Origin of the sequence: Pedobacter riviphilus (assembly GCF_014692875.1) — a bacterium.
Taxonomy (GTDB): domain Bacteria; phylum Bacteroidota; class Bacteroidia; order Sphingobacteriales; family Sphingobacteriaceae; genus Pedobacter; species Pedobacter riviphilus.
In genome coordinates, this window is sequence record NZ_CP061171.1 from 693,636 (window position 1) to 714,181 (window position 20,546).

General features: G+C 39.1%; 17 protein-coding genes and 2 tRNA genes. 14 read left to right on the forward strand and 5 right to left on the reverse strand.

Annotation, left to right across the window (positions count from 1 at the left end):
- Nucleotide 1: 1 nt before the first annotated feature.
- Complete coding sequence (locus H9N25_RS24885) at nt 2-829, forward strand: metallopeptidase TldD-related protein (RefSeq protein ID WP_255524551.1); 828 nt, start codon at nt 2-4, stop codon at nt 827-829.
- Nucleotides 814-1,338 carry a metallopeptidase TldD-related protein gene (locus H9N25_RS24890; protein ID WP_255524552.1) on the forward strand — a complete coding sequence of 175 codons (525 nt, stop codon included), beginning with the start codon at nt 814-816 and terminating at the stop codon, nt 1,336-1,338. Before H9N25_RS24885 ends, H9N25_RS24890 begins: the two co-directional genes overlap by 16 nt.
- A gap of 69 nt (nt 1,339-1,407) precedes the next feature.
- Here the strand turns inward: H9N25_RS24890 and H9N25_RS02790 are convergent, their stop codons facing one another.
- Nucleotides 1,408-2,196, reverse strand: a complete 789-nt coding sequence (locus tag H9N25_RS02790) for a (Fe-S)-binding protein (protein WP_029277013.1) — start codon at nt 2,194-2,196, stop codon at nt 1,408-1,410.
- Between the two features lie 99 nt (nt 2,197-2,295).
- Nucleotides 2,296-3,591, reverse strand: coding sequence for a (Fe-S)-binding protein (locus H9N25_RS02795; RefSeq protein WP_190327881.1), 1,296 nt, complete (start codon nt 3,589-3,591; stop codon nt 2,296-2,298).
- Between the two features lie 229 nt (nt 3,592-3,820).
- On the opposite strand from H9N25_RS02795, the gene H9N25_RS02800 reads away from it, so the two are divergent.
- Together H9N25_RS02800 and H9N25_RS02805 are read left to right on the forward strand one after the other, a co-directional pair.
- Nucleotides 3,821-3,893, forward strand: a tRNA-Phe gene (locus H9N25_RS02800).
- A gap of 295 nt (nt 3,894-4,188) precedes the next feature.
- Nucleotides 4,189-4,261 (forward strand) — tRNA-Phe (locus tag H9N25_RS02805).
- A gap of 62 nt (nt 4,262-4,323) precedes the next feature.
- On the opposite strand, the gene H9N25_RS02810 is transcribed toward H9N25_RS02805, so the two are convergent.
- Nucleotides 4,324-4,773, reverse strand: a complete 450-nt coding sequence (locus H9N25_RS02810; RefSeq protein ID WP_190327882.1) for an SRPBCC family protein — start codon at nt 4,771-4,773, stop codon at nt 4,324-4,326.
- 317 nt (nt 4,774-5,090) lie between these two features.
- Here H9N25_RS02810 and H9N25_RS02815 point away from each other — a divergent pair, with 317 nt between their 5' ends.
- Nucleotides 5,091-6,692 (forward strand): S41 family peptidase, encoded by a 1,602-nt coding sequence (locus tag H9N25_RS02815; protein ID WP_190327883.1) that lies wholly within the window; start codon nt 5,091-5,093, stop codon nt 6,690-6,692.
- Nucleotides 6,693-6,759: 67 nt separating this feature from the next.
- On the opposite strand, the gene H9N25_RS02820 is transcribed toward H9N25_RS02815, so the two are convergent.
- Nucleotides 6,760-7,362, reverse strand: coding sequence for a hypothetical protein (locus H9N25_RS02820; RefSeq protein ID WP_167293224.1), 603 nt, complete (start codon nt 7,360-7,362; stop codon nt 6,760-6,762).
- A 214-nt stretch (nt 7,363-7,576) separates the two neighbouring features.
- Here H9N25_RS02820 and H9N25_RS02825 point away from each other — a divergent pair, with 214 nt between their 5' ends.
- A complete protein-coding gene (locus H9N25_RS02825; RefSeq protein WP_167293225.1) occupies nt 7,577-8,059 on the forward strand; it encodes a GNAT family N-acetyltransferase in 483 nt (160 codons plus the stop codon).
- Between the two features lie 72 nt (nt 8,060-8,131).
- Here H9N25_RS02825 and H9N25_RS02830 read toward each other — a convergent pair whose 3' ends face one another.
- Nucleotides 8,132-10,552, reverse strand: a complete 2,421-nt coding sequence (locus tag H9N25_RS02830; protein ID WP_190327884.1) for an outer membrane beta-barrel family protein — start codon at nt 10,550-10,552, stop codon at nt 8,132-8,134.
- Between the two features lie 202 nt (nt 10,553-10,754).
- Between H9N25_RS02830 and H9N25_RS02835 the strand changes: the two genes are divergently transcribed.
- The 8 genes from H9N25_RS02835 (at nt 10,755) to H9N25_RS02870 (ending at nt 20,325) form a co-directional block, all read left to right on the forward strand.
- Nucleotides 10,755-11,762 carry a sensor histidine kinase gene (locus tag H9N25_RS02835; RefSeq protein ID WP_190327885.1) on the forward strand — a complete coding sequence of 336 codons (1,008 nt, stop codon included), beginning with the start codon at nt 10,755-10,757 and terminating at the stop codon, nt 11,760-11,762.
- A 69-nt stretch (nt 11,763-11,831) separates the two neighbouring features.
- Complete coding sequence (locus tag H9N25_RS02840; RefSeq protein WP_190327886.1) at nt 11,832-12,566, forward strand: LytR/AlgR family response regulator transcription factor; 735 nt, start codon at nt 11,832-11,834, stop codon at nt 12,564-12,566.
- A gap of 201 nt (nt 12,567-12,767) precedes the next feature.
- On the forward strand, nt 12,768-13,235 hold the full coding sequence (locus H9N25_RS02845; protein ID WP_167293229.1) for a pyrophosphohydrolase domain-containing protein: 468 nt from the start codon (nt 12,768-12,770) through the stop codon (nt 13,233-13,235).
- Nucleotides 13,236-13,253: 18 nt separating this feature from the next.
- Nucleotides 13,254-14,105, forward strand: coding sequence for an alpha/beta hydrolase (locus H9N25_RS02850; protein WP_190327887.1), 852 nt, complete (start codon nt 13,254-13,256; stop codon nt 14,103-14,105).
- Nucleotides 14,106-14,223: 118 nt separating this feature from the next.
- The gene (locus tag H9N25_RS02855) at nt 14,224-15,108 is read left to right on the forward strand and encodes a helix-turn-helix domain-containing protein (RefSeq protein ID WP_190327888.1); all 885 of its coding nucleotides are present in this window, start codon (nt 14,224-14,226) and stop codon (nt 15,106-15,108) included.
- Nucleotides 15,109-15,110: 2 nt separating this feature from the next.
- Nucleotides 15,111-16,460, forward strand: coding sequence for an arabinose isomerase (locus H9N25_RS02860; RefSeq protein WP_223833560.1), 1,350 nt, complete (start codon nt 15,111-15,113; stop codon nt 16,458-16,460).
- A 621-nt stretch (nt 16,461-17,081) separates the two neighbouring features.
- Nucleotides 17,082-18,176 (forward strand): L-rhamnose/proton symporter RhaT, encoded by a 1,095-nt coding sequence (gene rhaT, locus H9N25_RS02865; RefSeq protein ID WP_190327889.1) that lies wholly within the window; start codon nt 17,082-17,084, stop codon nt 18,174-18,176.
- Nucleotides 18,177-18,204: 28 nt separating this feature from the next.
- Nucleotides 18,205-20,325, forward strand: coding sequence for a bifunctional aldolase/short-chain dehydrogenase (locus H9N25_RS02870; protein WP_190327890.1), 2,121 nt, complete (start codon nt 18,205-18,207; stop codon nt 20,323-20,325).
- The last annotated feature ends 221 nt before the right edge of the window (nt 20,326-20,546 follow it).

Below are 20,546 nucleotides of genomic sequence, written 5' to 3' on the forward strand. Positions count from 1 at the left end.
TATGCCAATCTTAACAAAAGCAGAAGCAAAGGCACTTTTAACTAAAGTACTTTCTTACTCTAAAGCCGAACAATGTGAAGTAAATTTAAATTGTTCAGATAGCGGCAACCTGAGGTATGCCAGAAACGCAGTTTCTACCAGTGGTGGAATTAGTGCCAACAGTTTGGTAGTCAGTTCTGCTTTCGGAAAAAAACTCGGTACAGCAACCATAAACGAGTTTGACGATGCTTCATTAGAAAAAGTAGTGCGCAGAGCAGAAGAACTTGCGCAACTTGCACCCGAAAACCCTGAATTTATGCCTTTTCTTGGCCCTCAGGAATATGGTGCAGATTCGCCCACCTTTTCTCCTGCTACAGCAGCCGTTACCCCAAAAGACAGGGCCGATGCCGTACAGGCCAGTTTAAAAGAGGCTTTGGATAACAAGCTGAATGCTGCCGGATTTTTATCGAACAGCGTGGGCTGTGCAGCAATGATGAATAGTAAAGGTTTATTTGCCTACAATACCTCAACCGATGTTGCTTTTAACATTACAGTAAGAACTGATGGTGGTAAAGGCTCTGGTTATGCCACCAGAGGATATACTGATTTTAGCAAGCTCAATGCAAAAGCCGATACAGTTATAGCAGCCAAAAAAGCAATGTCGTCGGTAACGGCAAAGGCCATAGAGCCAGGAAAATATACCGTTATTTTAGAGCCAACTGCGGTAGCGGTGATGCTGGAAAACCTATTCTTCTCGATGGATGCCAGACAGGCCGATGAAGGGCGGAGCTTTATGAGCAAACCGGGGGGAAGACAAAATTGGGTGAGCAACTGGTGGATGCAAGAGTAAATATTTATTCAGACCCATGGAATCCTGAACTTCCAACTTCAACATGGTCTGGCGACGGGCGGCCACAGCAGAAAGTAAACTGGATAGAAAAAGGAGTAGTTAAAAATTTATACAGTTCGAGGTACTGGGCGCAGAAAACCGGAATTAAAGCGATACCCTACCCAGGCGGTGCCATTATGCAGGGCGGAACCAAAAGTCTGGAAGAATTGATCAAAGGAACAGAAAAGGGAATTTTAGTAACCCGTTTATGGTATATCCGTACGGTAGATCCACAAACTTTATTACTAACCGGGTTAACCAGGGATGGTACTTTTTATATCGAAAATGGAGAAATCAAGTTTCCGGTCAAAAATTTTCGTTTCAACGAAAGCCCGATTATTATGTTGAATAACCTGGATGAGATCGGAATAGCGGAAAGAACAGTAAGCGCCGAATCGGAAGCCAACTATCTTTTACCACCGCTAAGGATAAGGGATTTTACCTTTACCTCTTTATCTGATGCGGTGTAGAGCATAAAATAAATAAAAATGGCCCGAGTATTGAATATACTCGGGCCATTTTTTTGATAAAAGAAGTTGTTACAGGCCGTTAGCCCTTGCTGTAATCTCAGCAATATCCAACACCTTAACTTCCTGTTCTTTATCTTTTAGTTTAATACCGTCGCTTAGCATCGTCATACAGAAGGGGCAACCTGCAGCAATAACCTGCGGATTGGTTTGTAAGGCTTCATCAATACGTTCTACATTGATATCCTTATTTCCCTTTTCTGGTTCTTTAAACATCTGAGCGCCACCGGCACCACAGCATAAGCCATTGCTTTTGCAGCGCTTCATTTCTACTAACTGTGCATCAAGTACCTCTAGAGCTTTTCTAGGTGCTTCGTAAATTCCATTTCCCCGGCCCAAATAACATGGGTCGTGATAGGTGATTTTTTTGCCTTTGAAACTTTCGCCACCTTCGGCTTTTAGTTTGCCCTCGTTAATTAAATCCTGTATCAATTGCGTATGGTGGATCACCTCGTAAGTGCCGCCTAAACCCGGATATTCATTTTTAATAGTATTGAAGCAGTGTGGACAACCTGTTACAATTTTTTTGATGTTGTAGGCATTTAATACCTCAATGTTGGTCATGGCCTGCATCTGGAAAAGAAATTCGTTACCAGCCCTTTTAGCGGGATCTCCGGTGCAGCTTTCTTCTGTTCCTAAAACAGCGTATTTTATGCCTACATGATGTAAGATCTTGCAAATGTCGCGTGTAATTTTCTGCGCTCTTTCATCGTAACTTCCGGCACATCCAACCCAAAATAATATTTCCGGTTCTTCACCTGCGGCCATTAACTCGGCCATTGTAGGGACTTTAAATTCCATTTGTCTATTATCAAGTATCTATTATCAAGTATCGAATATCAAGTATCGAGACCTGGTCATTATTATTTTAATTCAATGCCAACTGAAAACGGCTAATTGCTAGCTTTCTTGTGCCCAGTTAAAACGGTCGGCTGGCGAGTATTTCCACGGTGCCTGGTTATTCTCAATATTTCCCAGCATCGCATTAATACTTCCGGGTGCCTGCGATTCTTCCATCACTGCAAAGCGGCGGAGCTCCATAATAATCTGTAAGGGATCGATATTTACCGGGCAGGCTTCTACACAGGCGTTACAACTGGTGCAGGCCCAAATTTCTTCTCTGCTGATGTAATCATCCAATAAAGATTTTCCATCCTGATGTTCTGCACCATGTTTATCAATGTTTTGGCCAACTTCGGTAATCCGGTCGCGGGTATCCATCATAATTTTTCGTGGCGATAAAAGTTTGCCTGTAATGTTTGCCGGGCATACCGACGTACATCTTCCGCATTCGGTACAGGTATAAGCATTCATCAGGTTTACCCAGCTTAAATCGGTTACATCTTTTGCGCCAAATTTACCTGGTTCGGTTTCTGCCGGAACAAAAGAAGGATCAAGCATCGCTTTTACCTCATTGGTAACAGATGCCATATTGGTAAATTCACCTTTGGGTTCCAAATTAGAAAAGTAGGTGTTTGGAAAGGCGAAAAGAATATGAAAATGTTTCGAATAGGGCAGGTAATTTAAGAAAGCCAAAATGCCAATAATGTGAAACCACCAGCAGCTACGTTCTACAATAACCAAGGCACTTTCTGATGAAGGCAGGATATTGATTAAATACTGACTTACCGGAAATGCACCTGCATTAACATAATGGCTGGCACCCAAAAGTTGTAATTTTGCATCGGCTGCATTCATTAACAAGAAAGCACTCATTAATAAAATCTCTGTGATGAGAATATAGTTGGCATCAGATTTTGGCCAGCTTTTCATTTCTACGCCACTAAAGCGTTTAAGTTTTAGAATGTTCCTGCGGACAAGAAAAATGGCACAGGAAACCCAAACAGTAAAGGCCAGGATTTCGAAAGATCCTATGAGAAAGTTATATAAACCACCCAAACCATTAAAAATACGGTGCGTACCAAATAAACCATCGATCATGATCTCCAATACTTCGATATTGATAATAACGAAGCCGATGTAAACAAAAAAATGGAGAAAGGCAGGGATAGGGCGAACAACCATTTTAGATTGTCCGAAAGCCACGCGAAGCATGGTCATTAATCTTTTTTGCGGCTGATCTTGTCGATCTACCGGCTTGCCTAAACGGATATTGCGAATTATTTTACGCAGATTAACTGTAAACAGCGCAATTGCTGCAAGTGTAAGTACTAGAAAAAGGATCTGTGCTACCATGCAATATTAGATTGTTACGCTAAATTAGGATATTAATCTAAATAAATTACTATGCATGCATAAAAAAATAATAAAAATTGTTTGTTTGTACTCATTCTAAGCAACAATAAAAGCTTCTTTTTAAGAAAGGCGAAAAATTAATTAATTGATAATCAGAGCGACAATGAAATAATCGAAAAAAAGTTTTGCTTTTGAAAAAAGAACGCTACATTTGCAATCCCAAACGGATGGTGCCATAGCTCAGTCGGTAGAGCAAAGGACTGAAAATCCTTGTGTCCCTGGTTCGAATCCAGGTGGCACCACTTCCAAAAGCCTTACAGAAATGTAAGGCTTTTTTTGTTTCCAGATTTTCGCTATTATTTTATGGAAATGAATTGATCTGATTGGCTAAAATCGTTTGCGAGAGAGCAGAAGCCATTATTGGTTATTATATAGTTAATAAAATTAGCAGAATTTATATTTTTTTTTGATTGCATCTTGTTGACTGCCAGAAAAATGTATTCATTGGCCTAAACAGGGCCAGCTTTTTTTTAAAATAAATTCGAATCGTTTTTTGGATTTGGGAAAAAGAATACTACATTTGCAATCCCAAAAGGGGGTGCCATAGCTCAGTCGGTAGAGCAAAGGACTGAAAATCCTTGTGTCCCTGGTTCGAATCCAGGTGGCACCACTTAAAAAAAACAAAAGCCTTACAGAAATGTAAGGCTTTTTACGTTTTGCGGTAGCATTCATTTATGTTTCTACATGATATTCGTTTTGTTTTTCGGCTAGTTCTTTAACCTTATCTAAGGCTTTTGGCCAGGTTTTCTCAAAATACTCCTTCCAATCTTCGGTAATATCCATATCTATAATAAGCTCGGTTTTTCCATCTTTTTCTTCGAGGGTATAATTTTCTAATGATTCTCCCCAGTCCTTGCTAAGATCTTCCTTGCCATCTTTTATTTCGCCAAGGTGCTTGATAGACATGTACCGATTAGGGATATTATCTTGAATTACGGCTACCATTCCATCTCCGTTATCGCCCAGAAATAAGGCTTTGCTTCCTTTTTTCCAATCGGTTTCTACGCGTGATCCTTCTGCAAAGATGGCTGTCCATTTTGGATAACTTTCTACACCAAAAAGCACATCCCAAACTTTTTCGGTTGTAGCGTTAATTGTGGTTTTAAATTTAATCTTTTCCATGGTTCTTGGTTTTAAATCAAATAATCTAGTAATAACAAATTTGCGAATGATTTGATTGACTTAAGCGGTGCAAAGGCGACAATTTGTGGGGGTATAAGGGCTAACATCCAAAAACAATGGATTAGCATATCTTTTAAAATTTAATAAATATTTCAGCGAAAAGTAATTTAATCGGTAGATTTACGTAATCCATTAATACACATGCTAGAGCGCACAATATTTTGGATTAAATTTAGTTTGTTCTAGACAAAAGTTATTGCCGAACAACTTAACTATTGCCTAATACGTATATAAAAGATAATGTTACTATAATCTCCATGAGAAATAAAAGATTCCTTTACCTGGTTGCACTAGGTTTTTTAAGCTTTGGGGCCACTACTGGCTGCAAAAAGAGCAGTGCTACGCCTGATGAGCCCGAAACTCCACCGGTTGTGACAACGCCCAGCGGAACGCGGGATGAATTGACTAAAGATTCTATTTTTTTATACGGCAAAGAACTTTATTATTGGAATACTTCACTGCCAACTTATGCAGCGTTTAACCCACGTGGATTTAGCTCGAATGAAGCTGAGCTATATGCCATGACTCAATATTCTTTAGATCCGGCGACAGGAAAACCATATGAATATGTAAGCACTTCCGGCGAACCTAAATATTCATTTTTCGACTATACGGCAGCTACAGCAGGTAAAACAGGAGCGCTTAAAGCGGATGTAAACGGCTCAGCCAATGATTACGGTTTTTCTGTTCAGTATAATTATAATAGTACTACAGATTTAAGAGTAAAGTATGTTTATCCAAGCTCATCGGCTGCATTGCAGGGTTTAACACGTGGCTGCCGGATCACTAGTGTGAATGGAAGAACAGATCTGACCTATCCTGGTGCAATTAATTTTTTAAATAACGCTATTTTTGGTACAAATGCAACGGTTACTTTGGCTTTCAATGATATTGGTGGTAACCCGAAAACAGCAGTTGTAACTAGAAGTTTATATACCATTAATCCGATATTATTTACCAATGTTTATACGGTTGGTACAAAGAAAGTGGGTTACATTGTATTTAATAGTTTCACCAATAATGCCTCTTCAGCCATAAATGCGGTTTTTTCTAATTTTGCTACACAGGGCGTAAGCGAATTGGTTATTGATTTACGTTATAATGGTGGGGGGTATGTTTCAACAGCTACCGAGATGATCAATTTAGTAGCACCGGCAAGAGAAACGGGTAATACAATGTTTACTTCTTATTACAACAACTATCTACAGTCAATCACTACTGCACAGCGCAGGGCCTCCGTTTTGGCGCACCAACCGTTGTTGGATGATGCTGGTAAATTACAAACCTTTACCTCAGGTGTAAATGGAAAGTATGCTACTTATGCAGATTTAAATTATTCGCCAACAGCTGCCGATAATATAGAGAAATTTGCAAAATCAGGTAGTTTAACATTAAACAGGGTTTATTTTATCGTAACAGGATCTACTGCATCTGCAAGCGAGTTAACCATTAACAGTTTAAAACCGGTAATGGATGTAAAACTAATTGGTAGAACAACCTACGGTAAACCTGTAGGCTTCTTTCCGATCAGGATAGACAAGGTGGATATGTATATTCCGGAATTTGAAACCAAAAACAAAATTGGCGCTGGTGGCTATTATTCTGGCCTAACGGTTGATAAAGAATCGCCGGAGGATTTAAGTAAAGCATGGGGTGATGAAACAGAGACTTTGCTGGCCTACGCATTATTGTATGCTAAGAATGGGAATTTTGTGACTACGGCCGCTAAAACAGCTAGTTTAAGTACATCGACCACCGCAGTGCCAAAACTATCAATAGCTGAATTGAGGGAGCTAGATGAAAAGTTGGATCCAAAAGGCTTTAAGGGAATGGTAATGACGCCTCACAAGAAATTTTAAATGAACTTTTTAACGAAAATGCCCGCTTAACATATTTGGTTAAGCGGGCATTTTATTTATAGCGGATCTACAATAATATTTTACTGCTGATATCTTTATTGATGGTAATGTAACCCGGATATTTAACAGGCGTATTGCCAAGCATAAAGGTTGGTTTTATTTTAATGGTTAATAAACCTAATTTTTCATCTCTTGATGATGAACCTTTCTGAGCGGCCTTGACAATATCGTTAAAAACATTGCCATTAGATACTAAACCGTAAATATTGCTCACCAATTGTACTGGAACAGTAACGGTTTGACCTTGCGAAATACTTACATTTTGATTAACGATGCCTTCTGCCAAATCGGTATTATTAACCAATATCTTATATTCGAATTGGTTTATGGCTGCTAAATTGCTCGACGGGTTGGTTATTTCTAAATTCAGATTGGCTCTTAAAGGGATGTCTTTTCTCAGTAAACCCAATGCAACCCCAGGCAGGCTGGTTAAGCTAAAACTTTGCTGGTCCATTAATTTTTTAACATCCGTACCTGCAATCGATACCTGTTGTACACCTGTAATTTTATAGGTGCAGTCTTCAAGGGCTTTTATCTGCTGTGCCTGCCTGTTTATTCCACAGCCAAAAAGGCCAACAGTTAAAAGGCATACTAATAATCTTTGTTTCATTTTATGTGTGTTAAGTGATAGCATAAGTACCCAAAAATTTGGATATTTATGTACTGCAAACATAACGCCAAAATAATAAATCTATTTCAGAAGGGGCTGCTTAAATTCGGGTCACCTATTTAACCGCATGTTTATCTCAATAATTAACTCAATTAGTCGGTTAGCCGGTTTAAACAATTGATCCAAGTTACTAACTTTACAAAAAACAAAAGATATGGCAATTACCATCCGCAAGATAACTGCGCAGGATAATACTGCAACAGCTGAAATGATCAGGACGATTTTAAGGGAATTTAAAATAGATAAGCCGGGTACGGTTTATACCGATCCTACAACTGATGAGTTATCTACACTTTTCGAACACCCTCAATCGGCTTACTGGCTGGCCGAAGAGGATGGGCTTATTGTTGGCGGCTGTGGTATATACCCGACCGAAGGCTTGCCGGATGGTTGTGTTGAGCTGGTTAAATTGTATACCTCGGCATCTTCGCGTGGGAAAGGCATTGGCAAAATGCTTATGGAGAAAAGTATAGAATCTGCGCAGCACTTCGGTTATAATGAGATTTATCTGGAATCGTTTCCCGATCTTAAAAGGGCAATTGAGATGTACGAGAAGGCAGGGTTTAAAAAACTCGCTGCTCCATTGGGTAATTCTGGTCATTTTGCCTGTAACGTTTGGATGCTACTGGTTTTATAGATGATTAACCGGTTAACTGTTGTAATTGAGAAATCCAGCTCAGTTAACCGATTTGCATTTGACCTTTTATTCTTAATTTTTGCCTACCCTGTTTTCTTCGTCGCCTGTTCCGGTTTGCCTGCTGCGGGCAGTTTTAATTTTCATGTTCCCGAATTTATAGGTAAAACTTAAGTTTATCCTACGGCTTTCCCATTCGTTCTGCCAATAGGTTTTAATGTTATTATACTCCAGATTGGCCCTAAATTTACTCGTATTAAAGATATCATTTACTTTTAAAGCTAGTGTTGCATTTTTGTTCCAGAATGACTTTTTAGCACCAATATTTAACTGGTAACTCCCTAAACTGCGGAATAAACCAGAAATAGAAGGAGAATCGTAATAACCATACATGGTTAAGCTGTAGTTTTTAGGCAAAGTGATGGTATTATCCGACATAACAGACCAGTTCCACGAGAAGGCATTATAGCCATTTCCCTGCACTGCCGATGTGGTGCGGTTATAACCAACCGAAACTTCGGTACTGTTGTTCCACCATTTGGTTACATCAAAAGGACTTCCTGTGGCCATATAAAAGTTTGTGGTACGGTTTAGGTTTTCTGGTCTGGAGATACTTTCTTTTGTGTTATTGTTCTGATAAACCACTTCCCATATCGATCCATTACTGACCGAATAACTTAAGGTTAGTACCCTGAAGTTTTTAATCGAGTAATTAAATTCAAAGCTGTTGGCGTAAGATGGCTGTAATAATGGGTTTCCCTGCAATGCCGTATATGGGTCGGTATAAAAGGTAAAGGGATTTAAACTGCTATATGATGGTCTGTTAATGCTTTTTCTGTATGCCACTGTTACGAGGTTGTTTGAATCGAGTTTTAAGGAAATAAAAAGTGTTGGAAAAAGCTTCCAGTACTTTCGGTCAATCAACGTATTGGTGCCCGATGAGCTGCCGTCGCCTAATGTCTGTTCGGCGCGTAAACCCGCTTTGATCTGTATGTTTTTAAAACTTTGATCAAGGGAAAGATAACCGGCATTAATGTTTTCATTGTATAAAAAGGCATTGGTTCTGTGGGGATCGTTAACCCAGCCTTCTGTTTTTAAAGAGTCGAAACGTACATCGCTCTGCGATTTTACCCAGCTGCTTTTCCAGCCTGTTTCCATTTTTAACGTTTTCGAAAAATTTAAGCTATAATCGGCCTTGATGGAATAGATAGAAACATTGCCCATTCCTTTGTTGCGTAGATCGATCGGATTGCCGATCAACTGATCACTAGCATTGAGGTAATTATTGGTAAAGGTTTCGTTCTTGCTATTATCGTACTGAACATAATCCGCATCAAAACCCAATTCTCCGCCCAAAGTATCTGTTTTGAAACGGTAGTTTAGGTTAATGGCGTGGTTTTTTTCGGTATTGTTTTGTGGATTAAACATTGATGTCCCGCCCATTTTTATACCAGCTGCATTATAATTTACCGAATTGCTGTTTACCTTGGTTTCTTCGGGAGCTGTAAAGCCCTTCACCATTAAGCCCAATGTATGTTTCTCGTTAATAAAATAATCGGCACCGGTAGAGTAATTTAAGCTGTTGGTTACGGGATGCCAGAAATTAAGCTGGTTATATTGTTCATTGCCGATGGCTCTGTTTAAAGTTAACCTGTTGTATGAGTTATAGTGTCCGGCATTTAAGCGTACATAGGTGCTTACCTTACCGATATTGTAATTCAGGTTGGTACCAGCATAAACTTTTTCATAACGGCCATAACCACCACCCAGATTCAGGTTTCCATTAAACCCTTGCATTTTATTTCTTTTGAGTTTAATGTTGATGATCCCTGCTGTGCCGGCAGCATCGAAAGAGGATGGAGGATTAGAAATCAATTCAATTTTGCTTAAAACCGATCCAGGTAAAGATTTTAAGTAAGTAGTTAATTCCATGCCCGTCATATAGCTCATCTTACCATCAATCATCACGTTGATTCCTTTTTTACCTTTCAGCACAATATTATCGTCCTTATCCAGTTTTACCCCCGGCGACCGGCTGATTACTTCCAGTGCATTATCACCTGCGGTATTCATCTGTTCTACGTTTACGATCACCCGGTCTGCCTTTTGATCAATTACAGGCATTTTCGATACGATGTTTACATCTTTCAGATTTTGAGCGTGGTCTGTCAGTATAATTGATGGAACCTTAACAGCCATATCTTTTACTTCAAATGGTGCAGATTGATTTTTACCGTAACCCATCATTAAGGCTTTAATGAGGTATCTGCCAGATTTAACGTTGGCAAATTCATAAATTCCCTGTTGGTTGGTAACTTGTAAGGCAACTGAGGCCGAATCGGGTAAATGGATTAATGCTACTGAAGCATAATCGAGTGCTTTATTGCTTTTATCGGTAACAGTTCCCGATACCTTAATGTTTTGAGCAAAAGCGGTTTGAAAGCTAAAAATAAGCAACGTAAAAAGAGCAGATTTAAATAAGAGGTTCATCATCATGTTTGTTTTATATTGACGGTTCAAAGATGAAGAGGTTGCATTAGTCTAAGAATTAAATAATCCCAACCCTTTAAAATATTATCCCAATCCGTTTTCCGGCAATAAAAGGTGTTGATCCTTAAATTGTACAGGTTGGGATAATTATTTGCATGTTTGGAATAAGAAAATAGGCGGTTAAAAAAGCTTTGCATAGTTTTAGTCCATGAAAACAATAAAAATCATTTCCATTCACATACTTTGCTGGTTACTTGTATTGGGTTATTTTTATGGCGGCTATTTAATTGATGGTACGACTTTTAGCAAAGCCGCTTTAAATATCTCTATGAATTTTATACAATTGATAGAGTTCTATATCTGTTACTTATGGGTATATCCAAGATTTTTGAAAAAGAATAAATTACCGCAGTTAATCGGCGGCATTTTGTTTACCATTGCGGTATTTATTGCACTTCGGTATTTAATAGAAGAAGTGCTTTATTTAAAATGGCTTGGTTTTCATAATTATGACGATGGTACAACTGCCTGGGCCTACATCTCGGATAACATTTATTGGAGCATTGGTTTTATTGTTACGCCTGCTGCGGTTTATGGTATCGAGCAGAGCTTTAAATCTGAACAGGTGAACAGAAAACTTAAGGAAGAAGTGGTGAAGGCTGAACTTTCATTTTTGAAATCGCAGATCAATCCGCACTTTCTGTACAATACCTTAAACTATGTTTACTCTTTGGCAATTCCTGTTTCCGATCAACTGGCCAATGCTGTTTTGCGTTTATCTGATCTGATGCGATATACACTAAACGATAGTCCGGATGGTAAAGTAAGGTTAGATAAGGAAGTCGAATATTTAGAGAGTTATGTGGCGCTTTTTAAAATGCGCTTTGAACCAAAATTTTATGTCGATTTTATTACCGAAGGTATCGCCGATCAAAAAATTGCATCTCTGATATTGATCCCTTTTGTGGAAAATGCTTTTAAACATGGTGTCGTAAATGATGAGGGCCAGCCTGTACGCATTAAACTTAAGGTGCAGAACAAGCGCTTAAGTTTCGAAGTGAGCAATAAGATCAGTCATGCACAAAAAGACCACTCAAGTGGTGTAGGCATGGTAAATATCCATCGCAGATTAGATTTGATTTATCCCGAAAAACATGAATTGTTGATTTCCAATAATGGCAATACCTATAAAAGTACTTTGATCTTAAATCTCTAATAGATAATTTGTACCATTGAAATATTTTATTACACTTAGCTTTAAACGCTAATCCCTAACCGTTACCTTATGATCCGTTGCCTTGCTGTTGATGATGAATCTTATGCCTCAGATATTATTGCTGCCTTTATCAATAAAACACCTTTTTTAGAGCTGGTTGGAACTACTACCAATGCTTTTGAAGCACTTAACCTGGTGCAGGAGGGTAAGGTAGATCTTGTTTTTTTAGATATACAAATGCCTGAATTAACTGGAATCCAGTTTTTGAAAATCTGTGGCGGTAAATGTAAGGTAATCCTAACCACGGCTTATCCCGAATACGCTTTAGAAGGTTTTGATCTTGATGTGGTAGATTATTTGCTTAAACCCATCTCCTACGAGCGTTTTTATAAAGCAGCTACGAAAGCACAACAGATTTTACAGCCTGTGGCACCTGTTCAGCAAGAAATTGTTGTACAGCAGGTAGCACAGGGAAACGATTTTATTTTCATCAAAGGCGATACCAAAAACAAGTTTATTAAGGTTAATTATGAAGATATCTTGTACATAGAGGGATTGAAAAACTATGTTTCAGTTTATACCGCTACCCAAAGGATTGTTACTTACCAGGCGCTGCGCGAATTGGAGACTGAGCTGCCTCAGCCTCCATTTTACCGCATTCATAAATCGTATATTATCTCTCTCGAAAAAATTAAAATGATAGATGGAAATACCGTTTATATTAACGATCAGGCTATTCCAATAGGCGAAACTTATAAGGAAGAGTTTTTTAAAGTGGTGAGGGAGGGGAAGAAGAATGGTTAGTTTGGTTAATTGTTGAAGGTTTGATTGTTAAATTGTTGGTGTAATCTTCTGTTAAGCGGATCGGCTAGTTTTTAACAATTCAGCAATCAATTAACCAATTTAAACGGTTAACCGATTAACCTTACAGTGTTCATAAATTCTCCAAATTATTTATTCCGTTTTTTATAAGTTTGCTGCGTAAAGATTAAATCAGACATCATCATGCAAGAAACGAATTCGCTAAACCAGGTTGCAGAATTTCACACTACCTTTAAACATCCTATTTTAGAAAATCCGGTTATTCCTTCAAAACAGCGAGCCAATTTGCGTATTTCGCTTTTAGCCGAAGAATTGAAAGAATTACAGGAAGCAGTAGAAAATGATGATCTGGTAGAAGTTGCTGATGCGCTTTGCGATTTGCAGTATGTTTTGGCCGGTGCCATCCACGAGTTCGGCTTAGGTGGAAAGTTTAAGACTTTATTTGATGAAGTTCACCGCTCTAATATGAGCAAAGCCTGCAAAACCGTAGAAGAAGCAGAGCAAACCATTCAGTTTTATTTAGATAAAGACCAGACTGAATCTTATTACAAAGAAATCGACGGACTATTTTTGGTATTCAGAAAATCTGACGACAAGACTTTAAAATCGATCAACTACTCGCCAGCTGATTTAAAATCACATTTGGTTTAACCCATAAATAAGCTCGAATTGAAAAGGCTAAAACAAATTGTAAACGAGCTAAAATTAACACAGGCAGCGCCTGATGCAGCTTTAATGCGTGAGTTTATTTTTTACTCACCAAAAATGCCTTTACGCCTGCATCAGGAGCAGCTTATTGCTGCATCAAAACAGTTTAGCCTCCAGGTTTTTGATGCCTATTTTACCAATGCTAATGTAACCATTAATTGTTTTAGCTGGGGAAATGGAAAGCGAAAAGTGTTACTTACACATGGCTGGGCCTCAAAAGCTTTAGATTTTTATGAGCTCATTATTGAACTCCAGAAAATAGAAGATCTGGAGATTATTGCTTTTGATGCACCCGGAAACGGAAGTTCCATCTCTGAATTTTCTAACCTGATGTTATATACCCAGTCGGTAAAATCTATTACCTTAAATTATGCACAGCCTGATGTATTGATTGGGCATTCGCTTGGTGGCATGGCCAACGTAATTGCTTTGCAAGAGCTCGGTTTAGTTCCCGACCTGCTCATTAGTATTGCACCTTTAATCAGGCTGAAAGAAAACTTCGAGCAGAGTCTCGATTCGGTGAACATCGGCAAAAAGGACCAGGATATCTTTTTTAATAACTTTGCTAAAGAGTTTCCCGTTCCTGCGAGCCATTTTAACCTGACTGAATTGTATGAGTTGAGTCCTGGCTTAAATCATTTTCTGGCTTATGACCCAGCCGACTACATTTCGCCATACCCATTCCTTAAAGAATTTTTGGATAAATATCCTGCAATTAGTTCAAAATCTTTTGAAGAGGTAGGGCATTATAAAATCCTCAGATCGGTTGACGTGATTGAAGATATTGTACAGAGAATCCAATCTTTACACTAAAACCAAGCTGTATATTCTGTTATTTTAAATGTACTTTTTGATATTATTTAGCGTAACAGTCTAAATTGTAAGGTGCTTTAATTAATTTAGGTTGTCGTTTTAAAACGCTAACCAAATTATGGATACTTTTCGCAAGTATGTTCATGCAGATCAATCAGATCAGAAGCAGCAGCCAGATTGGGGTATAAATGTGCTTGATGTTGGCCATTCTATCCATCCTATAAATACTGTTTATCCTGATTCAAAACATCCCGAAGGTTATTTTTTCGAATGGGACAAGGGTAGGGTACTTGCTGAATATCAACTGGTTTATATCGCTTCGGGTACGGGTGTATTCGAAGCTGAAAAATTAGGTAGGGTTGATATCCAGCCTGGAACACTGTTTTTCCTTTACCCTAGAATTTGGCATCGCTTTAAGCCCGACGCAGATACCGGTTGGACAGAGTATTGGGTCGGTTTTGAGGGCAGTTATGCCAACCACCTGATGAAACAGGAGTGTTTTAATCCTGAGCGTCCGCTGATCCAGATGGGTTTTAATGCCGAATTTATCAACATCTTTATCCAGCTCATTGATACCATAAGATTTGGCGGTCCGGGTAGTAATCAGCTGGCAGCTTGTTTAACCATCCAGTTATTAGGCCTGGTTTACGCTTCGGCGTTACTTAAAGCACAATCCAACAGCAGAAAAACACAGCTGATCAATAACATCAAATACAGCATTCACGAAAACTTAAATACCAATATTTCGCCCGAAGAACTGGCCGCAAAACACAACGTCAGTTATGCCTGGTTTAGAAAAGCATTTAAAGAAATCACCGGAAAGTCCCCAGGTCAGTACCAATTGAACCTTAAAATCCAGAAGGCTGGCAAAATGTTAAAAGAAACAGATCTGAGCATCGCCGAAGTGGCTTTCCAGAACGGATTTGAATCTGAGTATTATTTTTCGAGAATTTTCAAGAGCAAAATGTTGCTGTCACCATCTAAATACAGAAACAATTCATAATCATGATGATTAATCACCCATTTAGAATAGGCCTGTTCGGCATAGGTTTAGATACATATTGGCCACAGTTTGACGGCTTAGAGCAGCGACTGACCAGCTATTTAGCGCAGGTAGAGAATAAATTGAAAACCCATGGAGCAGAGGTTTTAAATGTAGGTTTGGTAGACAATGCTGAGAAAGCTTTTGATGCGGGGCACGATTTAAAAAAAGGCGACGTAGATGTGATTTTTTTATATGTAACCACCTATGCTCTGTCCTCAACAGTTCTTCCTGTGGTAAGAAGGGCAAAGGTTCCGGTAATTATTTTAAATCTTGCACCTAGTGAAGCCATTGATTATACTGGTTTTAACCAGTTAAACGATCGTACCAAAATGACCGGAGAGTGGCTGGCTTACTGTTCTGCCTGCCCGGTTCCGGAAATTGCGAATGTATTTAAACGTTCAGGAATTCAGTTTCAACAGATTACAGGCGTATTAAACGATGCAGAAACCTGGAAAGAAATTGGAGAATGGGTAGAGGCAGCTAAGGTTGCACATATTATGAATCACAATACACTCGGCTTGATGGGCAACTATTACAGTGGCATGTTGGATATCTATTCTGACATCACATTGCAATGCTCCGTTTTTGGCAGCCATATAGAAATTATTGAACCCGATGAACTTACAGCCTTGAGGGAAGAACTTTCTGAAGATGAGATTAAGGCAAAAATTGAAGAATTTAAATCGGTTTTTGAAATTGATTCCTCATGCGAGGCCTACGAATTAAACCGCGCAGCAAAAACTGCAGTGGCATTAGATAAATTGGTAGCGCGTTACCATTTAGGATCGATGGCTTATTATCATAAAGGGACAGGTAATGCCAATGGCGATACCATTAGTTCCATCATTCTGGGCAACTCGTTGCTTACCGCAAAAGGAATCCCTGTGGCAGGAGAATACGAAGTGAAAAATGCACAGGCCATGAAGATCATGGATAGTTTTGGTGCCGGAGGTTCATTTACAGAATATTATGCTATGGATTTTAAAGATGATATAGTATTGATGGGACATGATGGCCCCGGGCATTTGGCCATTGCCGAGGGGAAAATAAAAGTAAAGCCATTGCAGGTGTACCATGGTAAGGTGGGCAGTGGTTTATCTGTAGAAATGTCGGTGAAACATGGGGCAGTAACCTTGCTCTCGGTTGTCGAAAACAATGGAAAAATCTTTTTTCTGATTGCCGAAGGTGAATCTGTAGCCGGACCGATTCTCGAAATTGGAAATACCAATAGCAGATATAGATTTCCTATCGGCGCGAGAAAATTTGTAGAAGATTGGAATACTCAGGGCCAGCACACCATTGCGCAGTAGGCATTGGGCATATCGGGGCAAAACTAATCAAACTGGCCAAATTGCTAAGCATCGAAGTGGTTCAGGTTTGTTAATGCGAAATGGGGATAATGACTTAGGTTTTTATATGATCTATAGCCCCTCATGGCCTATCGTGTGGACATATCTTTTTTAAGTATTTTTAGGCATTTTGCTAACCAACTTTAATAAAGTACGGATTTTAACCAAGGACGCTGTCAATCCCAGGAGCCGGGGGAATCAAAAAAACAGGTGCACAACAGTAAAAATGGCACTAACAAACCTGAAACGCAGTGGTTTTGTGTTCATAACCGATTATTTAATTTTAAAAAATATTGAACACAAAACGAAGTGTCACTGTTTTTTTTGATGCGTGTGAGATTGCGCAAAAGGCTCATTGCTGGATTGAGAAAGCGCTTTGGGTACTTTGGCGCTCCAAAGTACCATGCCCCGCGGCATAGAGCGATAGAAGAATGTTATAATTAATTGTGTCCACACGATAGCTCATGGTGGGAAGGTTTCAAACGTATTCCATCCATCAGATTATCCCCATCCATAACAGTGCATAACAGTTAAAATTACTGTATATTCTATTTTAGAGCAACCAAATATTATTAATGTAGCATGCAAGCAATTCTAGGTGTAATTTTTCATTTCTTCGGCGGGTTTGCCTCCGGAAGTTTTTATATCCCTTACAAAAAAGTTAAAGGCTGGGCCTGGGAAAGTTACTGGATTGTTGGAGGAATCTTCTCCTGGTTAATCGTTCCACCACTTGCTGCTTTTTTAACCATCCCAAATTTTACAGCGATTATTACCAGTACAAATGGTAGTATTTTATGGTTAACCTATTTTTTTGGTGTGCTTTGGGGTATCGGTGGCTTAACCTATGGTTTAGGCGTTCGTTATCTGGGTGTATCATTAGGAAGTAGCATCATTTTAGGGCTTTGTATGGTTTTGGGTTCAATCCTGCCATCCATTTACTTTGATTTTTTCCCGCAGGCAGGTAAAGATACTTTTACCATGTTTTTACATACCGATTGGGGGCGTATGGTATTGCTGGGGCTTTTAGTCTGTGTTGTCGGGATTGTCATCTGCGGTAAAGCAGGTATGATGAAAGAAAAGGAAATGAAAACTGGTATTACCGATCCGCATGGCATGGAGGTAAAAACAGAATATAAATTCGGTCTTGGTTTATTCGTGGGGATTGTATCAGGTGTTTTAAGCGCCTGTTTCAATTTTGGTATTGAAGCTGGAAAACCAATGGCCGATGCCGCTAATGCGATCTGGAAAGCAGCAAATCCTGCTGAAACAGGTAATTTCTTATTTCAGAATAACGTTACTTATGTAATTGTGCTTTGGGGTGGTTTAACCACCAATTTTATCTGGTGTATGGTTTTAAATGCAAGGAATAAAACATTTGGCGATTACACCAATGCAAAAACGCCATTATTAAAAAACTATATTTTTTCTGCATTGGCAGGTACCACCTGGTTCTTGCAATTCTTTTTCTACGGTATGGGCGAAAGCAAAATGGGTAATGGTGCCAGCTCGTGGATTCTGCACATGGCCTTTATCATCCTCATTGCCAATGTATGGGGATTGGTATTAAAAGAATGGAAAGGTGTATCAAGTAAAACTTTGATTACTGTTTTGGCAGGTATTTTAACCATCATCATTTCAGTACTCATTGTGGGTTATGGAAATTCAATAAAAGCTTAATAAATAAAAATTTAAATAGAATATAAGAATGTCAATCGATACGAAAAACTATAAGTATGTAAGCTATCTGTGGGACGAAGAAGAAGCCGCAAAACTGGCTGGTGATGAAGTTGCCCTCTTAATTTATCGCTCTAATTTATTGGGCGCAGATTTACGCTTAACCAATTATGGAGGTGGAAATACCTCGTGTAAAGTATTGGAAAAAGATCCGCTTACCGGTTTAGAAACCGAAGTAATGTGGGTAAAAGGGTCGGGTGGCGATTTAGGTACCTTAAAGAAAAGTGGTCTTGCAGCATTATATGTTGATCGTTTACGTAGCTTGAAAAATATTTATCGCGGAGTAGAACATGAGGATGAAATGGTTGAATTATTTAACCATTGTATTTTCGATTTAAGCTCCAAAGCACCATCAATTGATACACCTTTGCATGGTTTCCTGCCATTTGCACATATCGATCATTTGCACCCAGATGCGGCCATTGCTATTGCTGCGGCTAAAGACGGTAAAAAAATTACAGAAGAATTATTTGGAGGAACGATAGGTTGGGTAGAATGGAAAAAACCTGGTTTCGAACTGGGCTTGCAATTAAAGCAGTGTTTAGATGAAAATCCAGGCATCCGCGGTATTATGTTAGGCTCGCACGGTTTGTTTACCTGGGGCGATACCGCTTACGAAAGTTATCTGAACACTTTAGAAGTAATTGAAATCTGTTCTGATTACCTTAGCCAGAATTATGGTAAAAAAGGTCCGGTTTTTGGCGGACAAAAGATTGAAAGTGCAGCAGCAGATCAGCGTAAAAAACAAGCAGCTGCTTTAGCGCCTGTTTTGCGAGGTTTATGCTCTTCTAAACAACACATGATCGGTCATTTTACCGATGATAGCCGTGTTTTAGAATTTATCAATTCTAATGATTTGGATCGTTTGGCTCCTATGGGAACCAGTTGTCCCGATCACTTTTTAAGAACGAAAATTAGTCCATTGGTTTTGACTTTGGCAAGCGATGCCGATTTATCGGATGTTAAAGCACTAAAAGAAACATTGGAGCCCGCTTTCGAAGCTTATAGGGCCATGTATACGGCTTATTACGAAGCTTGTAAACATGCAAATAGTCCGGCCATCCGAGATACCAACCCAGTGGTTATTTTATACCCTGGTATTGGAATGTTTACTTTCTCAAAAGAGAAACAGACAGCAAGAGTGGCTGCAGAATTCTATATCAATGCCATTAATGTAATGAAAGGTGCGGAAGCGGTTTCTGAATATACTTCATTGCCACATCAGGAAGCTTTTAACATCGAATATTGGTTGTTGGAAGAAGCGAAGTTACAGCGTATGCCAAAGCCAAAACCTTTAACGGGTAAAATTGCTCTGATTACAGGTAGCGCCGGTGGTATAGGTAAAGCAATTGCCAAGAAATTTGTTGCCGAAGGTGCTGTGGTAATTTTAAACGATATGAATGCCGAGCGTTTAGAAGAAGCAGGGAAAGAATTTGCGGGCCTTTATGGTAAAGATTCTTACAGTACTGCAATTCTAAATGTAACCAGCGAAAATGATATTAAACAAGCTTTCGATTCAGCTGCTTTGTCTTTTGGTGGGGTAGATATTGTGGTAAACAATGCAGGATTATCGATCTCTAAAACCATTGCCGATCATACCGAAAAGGATTGGGATTTATTATATGATGTTTTGGTGAAAGGCCAGTTTTTTATTACCCAGGCTGCAACAAATACGATGCAAAAGCAGAATATTGGTGGCGATATCATTAATATTGTAAGTAAGAATGCTTTGGTAAGCGGGCCAAATAACGCAGGTTATGGCAGTGCAAAAGCCGCACAATTACATTTGAGCAGGTTAAATGCTGCTGAGTTGGGTGCCGATAGTATCCGTGTAAATGTGGTTAATCCAGATGCTGTAATCAGCGATAGCAATATCTGGGCTGGCGGTTGGGCAGAAGGCCGTGCAAAAGCTTATGGCATTACCGTTGCAGAGCTACCGGCTTATTACGCAAAACGTACTTTATTGAACCAGATCATATTACCAGATGATATTGCCAATGCCTGTTTCGCTTTTGTGGGTGGCTTGTTGCACAAATCAACCGGAAACGTTTTAAATGTTGATGGCGGAGTAGCCATGGCATTTGTAAGATAAAATCCTTGGTCTGTGTCTTCACAGACCAAAACGGATAATTAAAACTAGTGGGTCTGTGGAGACACAGATCACAGAGAATTTAAATTCAGTTTTAGTGAGTTATTTAACCGGTCTGTGTTTAATCACAGACCGAAAATGACTTTAATTTTTATAATCGTCCTCGTTTGTCACAAAGCGATTCCTTTGGAATAACGAGGATGAGAAAGAATGGCGATTGTATC

Bases quoted from the DNA above. Each gene is read 5' to 3' on its own strand.
- H9N25_RS24885 (WP_255524551.1), top strand. From the start codon at position 2: ATGCCAATCTTAACAAAAGCAGAAGCAAAGGCACTTTTAACTAAAGTA.
- H9N25_RS02790 (WP_029277013.1), bottom strand. From the start codon at position 2,196: ATGGAATTTAAAGTCCCTACAATGGCCGAGTTAATGGCCGCAGGTGAA.
- H9N25_RS02795 (WP_190327881.1), bottom strand. From the start codon at position 3,591: ATGGTAGCACAGATCCTTTTTCTAGTACTTACACTTGCAGCAATTGCG.
- H9N25_RS02810 (WP_190327882.1), bottom strand. From the start codon at position 4,773: ATGGAAAAGATTAAATTTAAAACCACAATTAACGCTACAACCGAAAAA.
- H9N25_RS02815 (WP_190327883.1), top strand. From the start codon at position 5,091: ATGAGAAATAAAAGATTCCTTTACCTGGTTGCACTAGGTTTTTTAAGC.
- H9N25_RS02820 (WP_167293224.1), bottom strand. From the start codon at position 7,362: ATGAAACAAAGATTATTAGTATGCCTTTTAACTGTTGGCCTTTTTGGC.
- H9N25_RS02825 (WP_167293225.1), top strand. From the start codon at position 7,577: ATGGCAATTACCATCCGCAAGATAACTGCGCAGGATAATACTGCAACA.
- H9N25_RS02830 (WP_190327884.1), bottom strand. From the start codon at position 10,552: ATGATGATGAACCTCTTATTTAAATCTGCTCTTTTTACGTTGCTTATT.
- H9N25_RS02835 (WP_190327885.1), top strand. From the start codon at position 10,755: ATGAAAACAATAAAAATCATTTCCATTCACATACTTTGCTGGTTACTT.
- H9N25_RS02840 (WP_190327886.1), top strand. From the start codon at position 11,832: ATGATCCGTTGCCTTGCTGTTGATGATGAATCTTATGCCTCAGATATT.
- H9N25_RS02845 (WP_167293229.1), top strand. From the start codon at position 12,768: ATGCAAGAAACGAATTCGCTAAACCAGGTTGCAGAATTTCACACTACC.
- H9N25_RS02855 (WP_190327888.1), top strand. From the start codon at position 14,224: ATGGATACTTTTCGCAAGTATGTTCATGCAGATCAATCAGATCAGAAG.
- H9N25_RS02860 (WP_223833560.1), top strand. From the start codon at position 15,111: ATGATGATTAATCACCCATTTAGAATAGGCCTGTTCGGCATAGGTTTA.
- rhaT (WP_190327889.1), top strand. From the start codon at position 17,082: ATGCAAGCAATTCTAGGTGTAATTTTTCATTTCTTCGGCGGGTTTGCC.
- H9N25_RS02870 (WP_190327890.1), top strand. From the start codon at position 18,205: ATGTCAATCGATACGAAAAACTATAAGTATGTAAGCTATCTGTGGGAC.